Source organism: Desulfosporosinus burensis (assembly GCF_054657535.1).
The window spans coordinates 261,797-278,046 of record NZ_BAAHYN010000004.1 but is presented as its reverse complement, the minus strand read 5'-3'; the positions used below and the strand labels follow the sequence as shown (position 1 = coordinate 278,046).

Below are 16,250 nucleotides of genomic sequence, written 5' to 3'. Positions count from 1 at the left end.
ACCCAAACTTGAGCTGAAAAGTATCATTTTATTCTAGGAAAATTTTGACTAACTGTTATTGGGCGGTTTTCGTTCATAGCCGGTGACCATCGCCTGAAGACGGCTGAGATCTTCAGTTAAACTAAGATATATATGAACAGGGATCGTAGCTAGAAAATAAATCGTAATGGCAAACTTTATCCAGCGAAGGATTTGGAAACCTCCTACCATATGCCAAACCCAAATCAGATGCTTTCCTTGCCAATAGGAGGCTAAACCTAGGAGACTAGCAACTAAAAAAAGCAGGAACCACGAGAAATAGATTAACAATTGTCCGCTATTATACTTTCTACTGGGCGGGGGAGCAGAACGAAGGAAGAAATAATAGGCCATTAGTTTAGGGAAACGCTTGATGTCGTGAGTCTTTGGAATCAATGAATTATCTCGGCGGATCAGGGCATCTGCAATTCTTAGCGCTAGAAATCCCAGGGCAAACCAGGAAAAGATGAGATGTGCAATCAACACTTTACCATAGTTGATATTTAAAAAATTCGCCGGTTTATGCAATTCAAGGCCAGATAGGAGAATTACAGTCAGACTGACCGTGAACCCCCAGTGAAAGATTCTTACCCATATCGGCTGAGAAAGTACCATCTCACCCTTGATGGAGGCTCGTTTGAGCTGTTTCAGGACGGGCTTTCTCATCTTAGAAGGTTGCTTCATAGAAAATGTTACCTTACCTTCATTAAATATACGATTAATCATGACACTTTAAGGGGGTGATCCCCTTATTTATTTCAGTCAGACTTGGATTTTAAGAGCATATAAATTCTCACCGTCAATGATATGGACACTACAAGAAAAGCAGGGATCAAAGGAGCGAATGATTCGGCCCGCTTCCTTAAGGTCCTCCGATCGGATTTTTAAACCAAGTAAGGATGACTCCCCAACACTACGGGTTCCAGCTTCATCCCTTGAACCAAAGTTCAGGGCAGACGGGGTAACGATCTGATAATGTTTGACACGCCCATTTTTCACAGATATCCAATGTCCTAAGGCACCGCGCATTGCTTCATGGAGTCCGATACCTATCCCGGAATCCTGTCCTATTTTTGTATCAAGTGTTGCTGCCCCAGGTTCGAGACGATTAAGCCATTCCAGAGCGGTTTTAGTAATTTTCTTGAGTTCAAGTGCGCGTACCCACGTTCGGGCAAGGGCGCCATAACCGATGACGGGTTGTTTGTTGATAATAGCCCGTGCCAAAGGGCCTACTTCAACAGGTTGACCGCGGTAACGAGGAGATTTAACCCAGGAGTAGCCTTTGACCTGGCTGCGGTCGGGGACAGTATCTTCTTCCATAGGGTGTAGAGGACCGTGGGGTTTGTACCAAGCATTTGTTACGTCTTCGGTCACCTTTTTTTCATCAAAACTTTCCTGTTCTCCTTGTAGAGATACTCCTTCAGAAAAAAGAGTGCTACCTTCAGGACTCGGGAACCCCCCCATTGACAAGTAATTCCCGATCCCTTTACCAAGGTTGATGTACTCAGGGTAACGCTGCATGATTAGTTCAACATCCGGAAGCAAGACATCGTCAATAAAGCTCATGACCTCCATTAAATACCCGCGGTAACGATTCACCTTATCGGCATCAACTTCCATACTAGCGCCACCGGGAACAAGTCCATGACCATGAGGGGCCTTGCCTCCGAAGACTGCAAAGGCAGCATGGGCAACACGAGATACTTCTATGGCTTTAAAATAGTGTTCGGTCATTCTGATATCTTCCTTGTTAGTTAAACGGAGATCGGATTCGGAATGAGGAATAAACGGAGCAATATCCGGGCCGCGGAAGTAATCGGGTAAGGTATAGAGGTAAAGATGACGAATATGATTCTGGATAAAATCACTGGCCAAGATCAGATTGCGAACTAACAGTCCATTGGGAGGAACTTGCATCCCTAAAGCCTGCTCAACAGCCAGTGCTGCTGTAATAGCATGTACGGAGGAACAAATACCGCAAATACGTTGAGTATAATAAGGCATATCCATGGCCGAGCGACCTATTAAAATTTGCTCGAATCCTCGATAGAGAGTATCAGAAATAAAGGCGTCTTTGATTTCCCCGTCTTCGAGCCAAGCCTCCAATAACATGGGATTGTGAATTCGTGAAACAGGAAAGATTGTTTTCTTCTCCAGAATATTACACCTCTTTATATCGAATATTTAAAGACCTTGCTATGAAGTGGGAGTTCGTAAACTCTAGGTGGAGTGAGTCCTCTGGGTCTTGGTTTCAGCTTTAGCTTAACAAGTTTACTTTTTAAGCTTGTAATGATGAAATAGCTTTACTTTTTTCACAGAAGGTCGATTCGGAGCCTTGACGGTAGATTTTAGTAAGTTCTTTTGGAGTCGACCATTATAGAGAGAGGAGGCAACATGCCCTACTAGAGCAACCGAGGTTAATCCTAAAACTCCAAGTGCGATAGCATCAGTGGTAACCTTTGTCCCACCAGGGAAGGGGATGTCGGGTAGGTGAGCAGTAAACGGTGACATCAAATCGGGGTAACCGGGTTCAGTACATCCGATGCACGGCGTGTTACAACCAATGGGCCAATTGATGTGGTCGTTCCAACGGCGAATTGGGCAGTCGGCATAGGTGACAGGTCCTTTACAGCCGACTCGAAATAGACATTCTTTTTGTCCGATTTCTGTAGCGAAAATTCCCTGATCATAGTCGCGCCTTCGAGGGCAACGGTTATGCACGGTTTCTCCATAAAAAAGTTTGGGTCTCCCGAATTTTTCAAGTTCAGGTTCACCGTATAAGGCTAAGTGGAGTAGAGTCCCCATAATCCAATCCGGATGGGCAGGGCATCCTGAAACGTTAATAACCCTTCGTTCGGGAAGAATGTTCTGTACTCCAGTCGCTTGACTTGGATTAGGATAACCGGCAACTGGACCTCCGTAAGTGGCACAGCTGCCAATGGCCACTACGTATTTGGCTTTGAGACCGATGCGACGAACCAGTTCCAGCCCAGTAATTAGCCTGCCATTATCGTAGGCTACATGGTTATAGTGACCGTTATCCCGCTGGATCATGGAACCTTGGACGAGCAAAATATAGTCGTGGGGCATTTTTTCATAAGTTTCTTGAAGGACTTGGTAGGCATCATCTCCCTGAGCCTGCAGCATACTCCAATCATAACGCCAATCGACAATGTTAGTGAGGATATCCGAAAACGTTGGCGTCCAAATATTATCAAGGGAGATACTATCTCCAGTACAAGTGCCTGTCTCAATCATCACCACAGGAAGTTTATTAACCTCACCCGCGTCGACTGCTTGGGCTAGGGGTGGGGCGAGGAGCTCAAAAAAGTTACCCATAATGGCCCCTTGGATGGCTAATTTCAGAAAGTCCCGTCGGCTCAGCATGTAACTCCCCCTTGAGAGGGTATTATTTCCAGAAAAGCTCAGATAAACCCTCAAATCAATTTGTTTTGCAAAAAATAATATTTGACGAAATTACAAAAATGGAGTAAGATTACTATCGTCCATGAAATGCCGATGTGGCTCAGAGGTAGAGCAGCTCACTCGTAATGAGCAGGTCGTCGGTTCGATTCCGACCATCGGCTCCATAGAAAACTTAGACCCCGCAAGCGATTGCGGGGTTTTTGTTTTTTTCTTAAACTTCAAAATCATGCTATTCCCAAATAAGGACCAAATACGTGAAAAAAGCATCAAAGTTCAAGAAACTACGCCTCTGCACATTGGGTTGAAAAACAGATGAGGGATATACTAACGCTAAATATTTCCGCTAGCCTAAAGGGGGGACACTAGAAATACATTGAGAGTAGAAAGTGATTTCTCCTGAGTGTACGGTTATCGGGTGACTTCTCAGAGTTGCCAGGTTCTACAAGGGAGGCGAAGTTAAATTACAATAAAGATTATTACTAGAGATGGGTAATAATCTTTAATTAATTATCTCAGGGGCAAAAGATAGCTTCAAGACAAAAAAATGCAACCACTTGTAGAGAACTCGTCTCTGCCTGGTTGCATTGATAATTAGTCTTAATCGTTTTGAAGTAATGTTTCTAGCTGTAAAAGGTCAAGATTATCCATTGTGTTCTTAAAAGTGTAATCGTCAAGTGCTCCTATAGCCTCCGTCTTTAGTTCTGGAAAAACGTGACTATATGTGTTAATGGTTACTGCAATGTCGGTATGACCCAAAAGGCAACTGACGATTTTAACATGGACTTTTTTTTCAAGTAGCATAGATGCGAAAGAATGTCGAATGCAGTGGAGATTGATTTGACTAACCCCAGACTTATTTCTGATATTGTAAAAACTTCTCGTGAAATTTCGAGGTTCGCGGTAGTTGCCGTTCTCAGTGCTAAATACTATATCTTTATCTTCGTATGCTTCGCCCCATTTTTCCTTTGTTTCAAGTTGCTTTTCGCGATATTTCTTAAACTCTTCACTTACGATTGTTAGAAGAGGTATCGTTCTTCTCCCCGCAAAAGTTTTTGGCGAGCCTACGATAATCTTTGTTTTTTGAGGCCCGTTAGGGGTCTTGACCCGCTGCACTGTCTCCCGAACATGTATTACACCTTCCTCTAAATCAACATTTCTCCATTTTAACGCTAATACCTCACCGAGTCTTAAGCCCGTATAGAACATGGTAAGAAATATTAGGAATAAACTAGTGAGCTTTGCTTCATTTAAAAAAATAATTCGCTCCGCAGGTGAAAATGCACGAAAATATACTTTCTCTATTACCTGACCGAACTTATCCTTTTTTTCTTTCGCTTTAGGAAGTTTAACCAGTTCTGCTACGTTTCGAGATATCACATCTTTTGATAGAGCATCATTTAAAGAAGCTCGAATGAGCGCATGTATCTTTCTAATAGTTCCCAACGAAAGTGAGGTGTCTACTGTAACTGGGGATGCTGGGACTGTCGGACTTACCCGTGCTTTGGAGCGTTTGGAAGTTCTTTTGGGTTTAGGAGCTTTTTTGGGCTTGCGCCCGAATTTAAATTTTTTAATATAGAAAGCCTGAAGCTCTGTTGCCGTGAGCTTTGAGATTTCTGTGCGTCCAATATTCGTCTCTGAAATATGAGATTCAATGAGACTTACATAGTCTCCATACGATTTTTCCTTTAGTATATTCATATCAGTTTGCAACTCAACCCAATTTTTCATCCAATCTTGAAGGGTCATGCGACTTTCTACTACTCCTGTATGCTCGGCTGTGTATATAGCTAAATTCAGCTGCTTTCTTGCTTCTTTTTCTGCTTTAAGGTCACCTTTGCCGTCGCCTTTACTCTTTGCTAATACATAAACGGATACGGCCTTACCTTTGACCATTGCTCTCCCTTCTATTAATGTATCAGTTTTATATCGTAAGCTACCTAATCCGTTTAGATTTTTGTTTTTACCATTTGCTTCTTTTTGGATATCTTCGTAAGTCTTCATATGATTTGAAGCTCCTCTCAATTCGGCGTAATGATTACGCACTTTTATTAATGAACTCTTCTAACCTCATTATCGGGATTAGCACCCTGGAACCAAGTTTTAAGGAAGGAATGGTTCCATTATTTACTAATGTGTAAGCTAATCCTCGGCTGATTCCGATAATTTTTGCCGCCTCAGTAACTGTCACTGTAAGGGTTTTAATAGTATTCATCTTGCGAGGTCCCTCCCTTTCTAAGTGTGCATTGAGCCAAGCCTAGTATTTCTGATAGTTCCTGCGAAACCTATTCAACGTGTTAGTAGCAAGCTATCAGTAGTCTGGTTTTTAAGGAATATTCATTTTGCACGGCCTTTCTAAAGTTTACTGTTAAACTGCACTTTGATAATGCGGCTGTTTTTTGTTCTAAGTAATTATAGTTATAATGTTAGATAACTATAATTATTTATTATCAATTTCCTAAAATCAATCGCATATCTTAACGGTAAACTGATAGTATTTTCGAACACACCTTATAAATTCTATACAGACATACGAAAACACTTTTTTTTTCTAAAAAAATATTTATAAATTAACGGTAAATTTAAATTTACAAATTTAATTCCAAGTTCAATTTTATATCTATATCTATATCTATATCTAAATGTAAATAATGTTATTATCTGAGAGTGTCAATATTATCAATTTCGAAGGAGGTTTTGACAAAATAAATAAGTCTCACTTTGGGGCTTATTTATCGTGCAAGAGTTGCTCGTCTTATTTGTATGCTGGCTATTTCCAACTCACTTATGAACCCACTTATAAAATAATCAACAAGCATTTCGCCAGGAATAAAATGTACTCATGGAACCTCTTCTTGAAAAATCAACTTAGAAAGTGCCAATTCTTCTGGCCAAGGTTCAAGACGGTCGTCGATAGACATGAACTTTTTGGAAGCTATCACCTTCTTTAAATCTGAATAATTCGTTCCTAAATTTGACTTCAAAGTTCCTCTCAACTTCAATCTTGCTTAATAACTCCAGGGAATTGAATGAGTTTCATATCGGGAGCGTTTTTTCTACCCTTTTTGCTAAATCAATATAGTCCTTGGAAAATAGATATACAGATTGAAATCCTAAATTTGAAATCATTCGATTTGTCCTCCTCAAATTTACACTTGGATGAATGAATAGCTGTATAATTGCAACCTTAGCAAAATCCATCGGTGTCGGTTGCATCCATAAAGATGGATTTGGCATTCCATAGGTCTATAAAGTTACAGGAAGGGCACAGTTCAGGTCATGCCTGATTTAGACTAAACCTCATATCGTCGCTCGTTGTGCTTGAAATCGGTAATCTAGAACTCAGGAAGTTCGAACATCTTCTGAAATAGTTTGTGCTCTAGTATTTTGCTGAAGCTTTTCTTCTAAGTCGTTGCAAGAGGCACACTTAGATAAGCTTCCTTCTTCTAGTATGTTAGTAATAGCCTTGTCAATCATCCTAGCCATTGGTACGCAATTATCAACAGAGTGTTTACTGAGCCTAGCCATTAGCTCAGAATCGAGTGTGAGATTCACATGTTCTCGTGTTGTGAGGTCAGAGGGGGAGGCTTCTTCTTGGGTTCCAAATTCAGCTTCATAATCCTCTGCACTAAGGTGACTCTCTGCCCATTCCTGGGCATCTGTGGCTGTAAGAGGTATTAATTCCCTTCCCCCCCCAGGCATGGTTCCCGCTGTGTACTGCATACTTGGACATTGCGCCACCTTCACCAACTAAGAAATATGCCCCCTTAGTATTTTTATAAAGGTCTTCTGAATAACTATGGAAGTTGTCACCGTATCTTACGTTATCCCAACTGCCGATACACTCAGATGTTGCTGTATCGTAGGTTCTGCCATTGATTATTTTTCTCATATTAAAATCCCCTTTCGTTTGCCGAGTATTATGGCTCTCGGTCGGCCATTATCCAATAGGTAATAAGCTCGCTACGTTATCATCTTCACCCTTAATGGACATCTCGAACTGATAATCTTACCAGTCTTCAGCTCTTGGTAATTCACTTAACCACCTTCAAGAAGAGTCGATTTGCTTGACCATTATCGTTAAATTGAACTTCCGCTGGTTCAAGTGCATCGGAATCTATCTCTAAAACTATTTCCAACTCATATATGAACCCACTGTTGAAATAACGCTAGGAAGGAAATGTACCCCTTCAACAACCCTGCTAAATAACTATTGGGAACCGTATGAGTTCCACATCGGGAGCACATTTTCTACGCTTTTTGCTAAACCAGCAAAGTCCTTGGAAAATAGATATATAGATTGAAATTCAAAACTTGAAATCTGTATTTATCCCCCTTTAATTGCGAATTAGGATGAATAATCGTACCTAGGAAAAACAACATTTCGCTCTCGGTCCGTTAGCTCTCATCCATTGATAATGGAGCAAATGCTAATGCGTCTAGCACGGCTTTAAGATTCTGTACAAATAAATTTCCAAGGACCATAAAAATCTTTACACGATTTCAATAATGTCTATAGAAAAAATCCCCCCTTTATAGTTTCCTTCCATACGCCCAATTAACTTTGTGCCGTCTGAAAATACAGTAACCATACCTTCACCACACTCACCACAAGTAGGTTTAATATCATCCATCATAACTAACCCATTGTTACGAGCATCTCGGTGTATTTTTTTAAGAATCTTAAACACTTCATCAACTCTTGATTTTGCCTCTTTGATGGTAGTGACTGCTCCTTCTTTGTGAGTGTACTGATAAATTCCATTTTTCTTTAACCGATGGTCATCATCGTAATGTCTAACTAAGTATGCTTTGATAGGTTCCTTACCTTTACATAGTGGACACTTTAAACCATCACCTTGTGTTAGTTCATATGGTGTAATCAAAAACGATGGGTGCCCCATACTCTTATCACCACACTTAATCCAAACTAGGACATCCCTTGCATCAAATGCAACTGTCTGGGGTGTTCCCCCAATACTTTTGATTTTCATTTGGCACACTCCTATAAATCTTACTTAAGTGATTTAATAGTCCAAGAAGTTGGTCTTAACGAAGAGGGTAAAGAGGGGCGGTGGTGAGGTGTTATGCCCCGTTGGGTGAGTTTGGTGTGGCGTCCATCTAATCTAGGATATAAGCGATAGCCTTGTCAACCACCCCAGACATTGGTATGCCAGTATCAACGGAGTGTTTACGGAGCCTAGCCATTAGCTCAGAGTCGAGTGTGAGATTCACACGTTCTCGTGTTGTGAGGTCGGAGGGGGAGGCTTCTTCTTGGGTTCCAAATTCAGCTTCATAATCCTCAGCACTAAGGTGACTCTCTGCCCATTCCTGGGCATCTGTGCCTGTAAGAGGTATTAATTCCCTTCCCCCCCAGGCATTGTTCCCGCTGTGTACTGCATACTTGGACATTGCGCCACCTTCACCAACTAAGAAATAGGTGCCCTTAACATTTTTATATAGGTCTTCTGAACAACTGTAGAAGTCGTTACAGTATCTTCCGTTATCCCAACTGCCGATACACTCGGATGTTGCAGTATTGTAGGTTCTGCCATTGATAATTTTTCTCATATTAAAATCCCCTTTCGTTTGCCGAGTATTATGGCTCACGGCTGGCCATTGTGGGAACGGCATGAGTTCCACATCGGGAGCACATTTTCTACCATTGCTGCTAATCCAACATAGTCTTTGGAAAATAGATATACAGATTGAAATTCGGAATTTGAAATCATTCGATTTGTCCCCCTTCAATTTAGGCTGAATAAATACTAGGACATTCTTTGCATCAAATGCAACCGTGTATCGATTAATGTGAATTAAATTCTAGGCTTAACCACTCCTTTTCTCCTTAAATTAATTGGGCAATAATTATTTACCAGTTGCTTAAGATTTTGTTGTCATTAACTACTATAATTCTAATATCCTATTACATATTTATTGTATTTAAGGAAATTAATTTATATTAGTTTGACTTACTGGCGTAATGTTTACTTCTCCGTCGACTTATTTGGTTCCTTCTGCCTTGGCGATAGCTTCTAAAACTAAATCTGATTTGATAAATCCTCGAAGGGCCAAGTGAACTACCTTGCCTTTGCGACTTGTGGTAGCAACATATTAGTAGCCTCTCTTTCAAAGCTAAATAAAAGTAGTAGTTCCTCGGGGGGAGGAACTACTACTTTTCACTTTATTAATAGACTTATAATTTTAACATTGGGAGAACTTAGACCATTCAGAATCAAGACTATTCAGGAGTGTTAAAAGGGCATCTGCCATGTTAGGAACGTAGATAGCTATCATAGAACAAATTGACCTTATAACTTCCTAGAATTCTACTTCTATCTGAGAACCGAAAATTGCCCCATAGATAATTTCTTGGATTACAAAGGTATTGAAAGAATTCGGAAAATCTTAAAGATAAAGAGTATCGGTTCATCTCCTTGCAAAAATCAGCACAAGAGAGTAACTTGGCCGATTTTAACAAGCTATAATTGGCTTATATAGACAAACCAATGTAGAAGTCTATTTATGGATTGTTACCCAAAGGGGTGGATTATAGACGGTCATCTGAGCCGTTTGTGACCTTAGTTATTTCCTTAGTTAAGCTTCACTTTCGGATTCAGAGTCAATTCGGTCGTATTTGTTTTTGAACAACTGTTCAAAAAAGTCATAAAATCCTTCAGCATTTCGGACACCAGCCGTATACTCTTTTTCTTTTTGAATCAATCGTTCAAATCTAGCAGCTGCTGTTTCGTTGTTTTCTATTTGGTTTTGATACACTTAAATGCTCCTTTCACTTTCCGAGTGATTAATTAATAACTACCTTGAACTCATTGTATATACTCAAAATTCAAAGGTCTAAAGACGAATGGCTCACTCTATTATATAACACTAAAATTAACAGGTTCGTGTTTTACTGGTATTGGATGTGATGTTAGCTGCCAAGGTGACCGTAGGCGTTCATACAAATGAATTTATTAACATATTTCGGGATGCCTTAATAGTCAAGTTTTGTCATGCAAAGTATGCGTATAATCTACGTTATACGCATACTTTGCGAAATCTGAACCTAGGATTTACACATAGCTTGGTCGAAAAAATAAGCCCCCTTAGGGGCTATATTTATTGTTCAGAGTTGCCCTTAGTCTTCGAAAGGAGGTTCTAATGTCAAGTGAGAAGGAGTCATTAGAAGTGGACAAATAAGTGTATATTACATCGACAAGTTGATGAAGATTATATCAATCTCACGACAGCACAAGCGCATGACGCATGTTTGAAGTGGGGAGTTAATCCAACTACCAATTACTTACTAGCGAATATATCTTTGGCATTTTCACTAATATCCCTTGTAGCGTTAATAAGCATTTGTGGGATGTAAACGGGTGAATTGTTTGCAAATCAAGTCCTTAAAAGAATCATCAGGGAAATTTTGTTTATGATTGAGTTGAAAATAGGTCGTTTTCTTTCCAAAGCTGAAGCAAATAACACAACTAAGAGGCTCAAACTATTATAATTTGGTTACACATTACGCCAAATTAATGTCTATAGGTGGTGGTATAGTTGTATTTGAGTAGAAGTAATGGAGGAGATTATGGAAAAGAATCATAAGAATTTAATCGTTATCGGGGCAATTTTAATCTGCTGTTTGATAGAGATTATGTAGAAAAGTATTATTAAAATTAAGGATAGTAGCGAAAACACCTTGGAGGCATCTACCATCCTGGGAGAGTACGCAAAACATCACGCAATTAAACGTAAAAATGAATGGAAAGAGACTTTAGCGCAAATGGAAAGAAATCTCTAAGAACGCCCGAGAAACCTAGAATAGGAATGACGGCTAATGAAGTTTTGAGCACAAGCTGGGGAAAACCTTCTAGTGCTAATAGCACAACTACTTCATACAGTGTCAGTGAACAAGGGGTTTATAGTTCTGGCAGGTATGTATCATCGAAGATGGTATTGTAGTTGCAATTCAGGACTGAGTGGTTTAAGCTCTTGAGTTTTTGGAAACTGAGTTGAAATTGAGCGAACGCTGAGCATTGTGAATTCGTGCTCTTTAACACAAATACAATTAAAGGAGTTGACAATAATGTTTTCACTATTTAGGAAAAAGCAGAAGAATAATGAACAACAAGGTTCCGAAGGGCACGATAAAACTAGACAAGAAGAGGAGGAAAGAAGAGAAACGGAGCAAAAATTAGCGGAAGAAAAACGAGAAACTGAACAAAGGTTACAAGAAGACAAAATTAAACACCAAGAAGTATTGAGGCAAGAGCTGGCCGAAAAAAGGAGTGTTAGGGAACAGAGGTTACTAGAAGAAAAAGCGAAACATCAGGAATTAGTGAAACAAGAATTATCTAGATTAAGAAGTATCAACTATATAGAGTTAATGTTGGGTCCAGTAAATATTATGAATGATGAACAAACAGAGCTTATTAGGACAGATTTAAAAATCAGTTATGACGACATTAATCTCCATCAGTTTGAATTTGGGGGTAAAACAATACAGCATCAGACCAACGGTATAATTCTAGTTGAGCAAGGAGAGTCTGACGGAAACGAAACTCTTATTTTCTTACATGAAAATGAACAGATTATTACATATTTCAAGATTGCAAATAGGCGGATTGAAGAATTAAGAGAATACTACAATAAGGTTAATGAGATTATACGAAGAAAACAATCTGATTTTGAATTGAAAGTTAGCAGTTGTGTTTCTGAAATGAAAGCTATTACGGAGATTTATACGCTTTGCTACAACTTCATTGGAAAGAATAACTTAGCACTTTATTACGACCCTGATTATATATGCAGCATGGAACAGTCGATAAGAGCAACTACTTCTAGGATAGGCGAAGGAACGTTAATTTGTCCGAGAAGAGTAGAAATTCAGAATTTCAAAGCATTTGAAGAAATTAAGAATTTCCTTGGGAATGATTTTTTAGCTCTTTTTCAAATATTGGCACCTCGCTTTATTGGTTTCCCGAAGGATGAAAATGGAACGGTCAACCTAGATAAGGCACTATATATCATCTGGAAATTATTAAGGACTATTGCGGAAGATTATTTTTGTAATTTGTTATTAGACACAAATCCAAGTATGAAGCAAGTGATTAAAGCATCTTCTCTTGAAGATTGCATATTGTTCTACTCCAGAAATAATTACACATCCTCTGCTGTTGATGTAGCAGCTTTGGCTTACTATTTATTGCGAGAAGGTAAGTTTGAAAATAGGGATTTAACCATCTTGGATTGTCTAGGTCAGGTCTTGATGTACCTAGGGGAAAATGAAAAGGTTGATAAACTGAGGAGATTTGAAGAAGAACTTTTGAACTCAAACATTACGAAGAAACTAACTATAAGTGATATTGACTTAATGTCAGGATTAGAGTTTGAAAATTTTGTAGCCCGTTTGTTTGAATCAATGGGATTTAGAACAGAGGTCACAAAAGCTTCTGGCGACCAAGGCATTGACGTTATAGCTGAAAAGGACGGCAGTAAATTTGGCATCCAAGCAAAATGCTATTCATCGTCCGTTACTAACAAGGCTATACAAGAGGTGGTGGCGGGTATTAACCATTACAACTTGAATAAGGGTATTGTTATCACCAATAACTTTTTTACTGAATCTGCCGCAGAATTGGCTAAAACAAATAATATAATCCTTTGGGACAGAAACATGTTAAAAGAGAAGATTGCCGATTTAGCTTAATGTTCGAGCCAGAATAACTTTGAGTCATAATTCGCTTATTTGAAACTCACTAGTTATGTTTAAGACTCATTAATCCAGCAATGGGGCTGTTCAGCTCCAAGGCGATGAGCTGAGCAACAGTTCAAAAACAGCTACCTACTGTTGGAGAGGGGATGTGGGAATTACGAAAAAGAATCATAAAATCTTGATTCTCATTGGAGTTGTATTAGTAGCGGTTGCTTTATTGGGGTTAGCTTTTCAAGCAGATAAAACGAATAAAACATTAGCGTACAATAACCAACAACAAGAAATCAAAAGAGCTCAAGACAAACTATTGATGGAAACTAAAGAGGAAAAATACACTCAGGTGGTAAAAACAATTAAAGAAACCGATTGGAGTAAGGCAAAGGAGACAGATTGGCAAAATGCAAGGAACGTACTGAAGGAAATTAGCGAATACAAAGATGAGTCAAATATTTCCATGTATCTGGATTCTCTTAAATATTATTCTGCTGGCGATTTCGATGTAGCGTTTAGAATGACAAGGGAAATCCTTAAGACTTATGACTCAGGTAGCGTAATGGGAGAAGTGGAAAATATAAACACTAAGTCCAAAACAGAATTATTGAAACAAATACAGGAACAGAGGGATAAGGGATATGCTTTTAGTGCTGATTTAATGCTGGCTAAACTTGGTCTCGAATCTTTACCAACAATAAAACCACAACCGAAAATAGGAATGACTGCCAACGAAGTATTGAATTCACGATGGGGGAAACCAGATAAGGTGAATAGAACGACTACTTCATATGGCGTAAGTGAACAGTGGGTTTATAGTTCAGTCGGATATGTTTATCTCAAAGATGGTATCGTTGATGCGATTCAGGACTGAGTTATTAATGCTCAAAATGAGTCGTATGGCCCTACGCCAAAGTGTGACAACTAGCTCATGTGAAAATTGTAGAAGTAAAGTAGTGGGGGTAATGGAATGGAAGATGCTCAAAGTTCAGAGTCAATGAAAAATATGATGGATACAATAGATAAAAAGAGGGTAATGCTTCCCGAGTTCCAAAGAGATTTCGTTTGGGAGATGGGTAAGACCTACGATTTATTTGACTCTTTAGTAAGAGATATATTCGTAGGTTCAATTATTTACGGTATACCATCTTTTGAAGTTACAGTTAGAGAAATTGACAACCGACCGCGAAAAATGAGCGGAAAGAAAAGAAAAAGTCTTGAGGTATTCTCTTATAGCAAGGAAGAAATAGGTACAAAGGTTGATGTTGAACACTTCCGTCTAATTTTGGACGGACAACAAAGGATAACGTCCTTATACAGAGCTATCAAGGGCACTGATGAGGTATGGTGTATTCTAAAAAACGAGGATGAACTTGCAGACTTGATAGAAAATAAAGAGTTTAAGGAAATGACATTGGAGGAAGTTCTTCGAGAATTTTCTGGGCAACAAGAATCAAACAGGTTGTCACTCAAAATCTCGGATATATATTTTATTATGGAGAGTGATTTATTTGAAGAGGAGATTCGCCAGAAATTCTTCAATGAGTTATTGTTCGTTAAAGGTAAAGAAGAAGAAGAGAAGAAAATATATTTCAGACGCTATCTAATATTTGCCAAGAAGTTGCAAGACCTTTTTAAAGCTGAAAAGTTAATCTCGTATTATCTATTAAATATGAGCTCGGAAAAATTTGCGTTGTTTTTCGAAAGAAGTAATAGCAAAGGAATTCAGCTAAATTTTATAGACATACTTTGTGCAAAACTGTATGCGGGCTTTAATCTTAGGAAAAAGGTCGAAGAATTTGAACAATTAAATGGAGATAAATATAGACTTGACCGTGAAACGATTGTTAGAACAATTTCTTATATAGTGAGTCATGGCAAAAATGTGGATAAGAGTTATATCCTTGCTTCTTTAAATTATGAGGATTTTAATAATTATTGGGATGAGATATGCGAACTTTATAAAAAGGCTTTAAACTTTCTTTATGACAATTTTTATATCATCTCGCAATCCTGGATGCCTTATTTCAACATGATTATACCGATTATTATTTTTCTGCAAAATTTGCCTAGTAAGGATTTCTCCCAAATGACCGAAAAACAAAGGACTTTCTTGAACTTCTGGTATTGGTCATCTGTTTTTGCACAGCGGTATGGAGGGGGAACAAACGAAGTAATCGTCCATGACTGCACTGTGCTTGAATTAATTGCTATGCAAAAGAAGGTTACTGACAAGTCATATTTCACCAAACTTAGAGCCCAAATTGAAGTTGAAGATATATATTCCCTCTCGAAAAATAGTTCTGTTTATAAGGGGATTCTTAATCTAATCAATTTTACCTCTGGAGGTCTTAGGGATTGGAATAATTCAACTCGTATAACATTCAACTCTAAATTAGAGGACCATCATGTATTCCCACGTGAGTTTTTAAAGGAACAACTGGGTGATGATAGCAATGAGTTGATGGATTGTGTTGCAAATAAAGTATTAATACCTAAGATTCTCAATATAAAGATTGGCAAAAAAGGTCCATCAACTTACCTAAAAGAAATTTCTTATAGGAATACCTTACTACATGAAAGTTTGAAGTCTCATTTGTTACCAGTGGATTTAATTGACGGTGCATTTGATGATTTCTTTGAGGTTTTCGTCGAAGACAGGGCTAAAGAGATTGTTAGAATTGTAAAAGAGACTGTAGTTGATAAGCGTGATTTAATTATAAATTCTTACTATGAGCCAGTTAAAAAGAAAAGTGTATCTTATTCAGTTTTTGCATTTTATAGGAACAAAAAGGTGGAAGCAACATTTAATTCTGATTCTCAAGAGATTTTATATAAAGGCGCTAAATACTCCGTTTCGGGTTCAGTTAACAAAGCTAAACAAGATTTAAGCGGTAAAGAAAGTACCTCTACTAATGGATGGAAATTTTGGAGATTTATTAATGACGATAATCAGGAGCGTTATATTGATGAATTAAGATAGTTATTTAAAACTTCATGTCTTTCGTTGTCAAATGGCAAACTGTTGTTCTCGGCTCCAGGAAGGGGCATTGTGGAATGCGGGTGAGGTTGTGCTTAGACCTTTTTACAGTAGTCTTTAAAC

At 38.7% G+C, this 16,250-nt stretch carries 12 protein-coding genes and 1 tRNA gene; 4 read left to right on the top strand and 9 right to left on the bottom strand.

What is annotated here, in order from left to right:
- Window positions 1-48: 48 nt before the first annotated feature.
- The 3 genes from ACYQ3Q_RS08705 to ACYQ3Q_RS08695 form a co-directional block, all read right to left on the bottom strand.
- Window positions 49-684: a cytochrome b/b6 domain-containing protein gene (locus ACYQ3Q_RS08705; RefSeq protein ID WP_459928197.1), complete on the bottom strand. Its 636-nt coding sequence runs from the start codon at window positions 682-684 to the stop codon at window positions 49-51.
- A 96-nt stretch (window positions 685-780) separates the two neighbouring features.
- On the bottom strand, window positions 781-2,130 hold the full coding sequence (locus ACYQ3Q_RS08700) for a nickel-dependent hydrogenase large subunit (RefSeq protein ID WP_459928196.1): 1,350 nt from the start codon (window positions 2,128-2,130) through the stop codon (window positions 781-783).
- A gap of 159 nt (window positions 2,131-2,289) precedes the next feature.
- Window positions 2,290-3,405, bottom strand: coding sequence for a hydrogenase small subunit (locus ACYQ3Q_RS08695; protein ID WP_459928195.1), 1,116 nt, complete (start codon window positions 3,403-3,405; stop codon window positions 2,290-2,292).
- Between the two features lie 128 nt (window positions 3,406-3,533).
- On the opposite strand from ACYQ3Q_RS08695, the gene ACYQ3Q_RS08690 reads away from it, so the two are divergent.
- Window positions 3,534-3,608, top strand: a tRNA-Thr gene (locus tag ACYQ3Q_RS08690).
- Window positions 3,609-4,041: 433 nt separating this feature from the next.
- Here ACYQ3Q_RS08690 and ACYQ3Q_RS08685 read toward each other — a convergent pair.
- The 6 genes from ACYQ3Q_RS08685 to ACYQ3Q_RS08660 form a co-directional block, all read right to left on the bottom strand.
- Complete coding sequence (locus ACYQ3Q_RS08685; RefSeq protein ID WP_459928194.1) at window positions 4,042-5,445, bottom strand: tyrosine-type recombinase/integrase; 1,404 nt, start codon at window positions 5,443-5,445, stop codon at window positions 4,042-4,044.
- A 34-nt stretch (window positions 5,446-5,479) separates the two neighbouring features.
- Window positions 5,480-5,656: a helix-turn-helix domain-containing protein gene (locus tag ACYQ3Q_RS08680; RefSeq protein WP_459928193.1), complete on the bottom strand. Its 177-nt coding sequence runs from the start codon at window positions 5,654-5,656 to the stop codon at window positions 5,480-5,482.
- 1,127 nt (window positions 5,657-6,783) lie between these two features.
- On the bottom strand, window positions 6,784-7,191 hold the full coding sequence (locus ACYQ3Q_RS08675) for a hypothetical protein (RefSeq protein WP_459928192.1): 408 nt from the start codon (window positions 7,189-7,191) through the stop codon (window positions 6,784-6,786).
- Window positions 7,192-7,934: 743 nt separating this feature from the next.
- Window positions 7,935-8,435, bottom strand: a complete 501-nt coding sequence (locus ACYQ3Q_RS08670; RefSeq protein ID WP_459928191.1) for a hypothetical protein — start codon at window positions 8,433-8,435, stop codon at window positions 7,935-7,937.
- 127 nt (window positions 8,436-8,562) lie between these two features.
- Complete coding sequence (locus tag ACYQ3Q_RS08665; RefSeq protein ID WP_459928190.1) at window positions 8,563-9,012, bottom strand: hypothetical protein; 450 nt, start codon at window positions 9,010-9,012, stop codon at window positions 8,563-8,565.
- Between the two features lie 1,026 nt (window positions 9,013-10,038).
- Complete coding sequence (locus ACYQ3Q_RS08660) at window positions 10,039-10,218, bottom strand: hypothetical protein (RefSeq protein WP_459928189.1); 180 nt, start codon at window positions 10,216-10,218, stop codon at window positions 10,039-10,041.
- A 1,309-nt stretch (window positions 10,219-11,527) separates the two neighbouring features.
- On the opposite strand from ACYQ3Q_RS08660, the gene ACYQ3Q_RS08655 reads away from it, so the two are divergent.
- From ACYQ3Q_RS08655 to ACYQ3Q_RS08645, 3 genes are all read left to right on the top strand, one after another.
- Window positions 11,528-13,150: a restriction endonuclease gene (locus ACYQ3Q_RS08655; RefSeq protein WP_459928188.1), complete on the top strand. Its 1,623-nt coding sequence runs from the start codon at window positions 11,528-11,530 to the stop codon at window positions 13,148-13,150.
- Between the two features lie 154 nt (window positions 13,151-13,304).
- A complete protein-coding gene (locus ACYQ3Q_RS08650) occupies window positions 13,305-14,021 on the top strand; it encodes a hypothetical protein (RefSeq protein WP_459928187.1) in 717 nt (238 codons plus the stop codon).
- Between the two features lie 96 nt (window positions 14,022-14,117).
- On the top strand, window positions 14,118-16,130 hold the full coding sequence (locus ACYQ3Q_RS08645; RefSeq protein ID WP_459928186.1) for a GmrSD restriction endonuclease domain-containing protein: 2,013 nt from the start codon (window positions 14,118-14,120) through the stop codon (window positions 16,128-16,130).
- The last annotated feature ends 120 nt before the right edge of the window (window positions 16,131-16,250 follow it).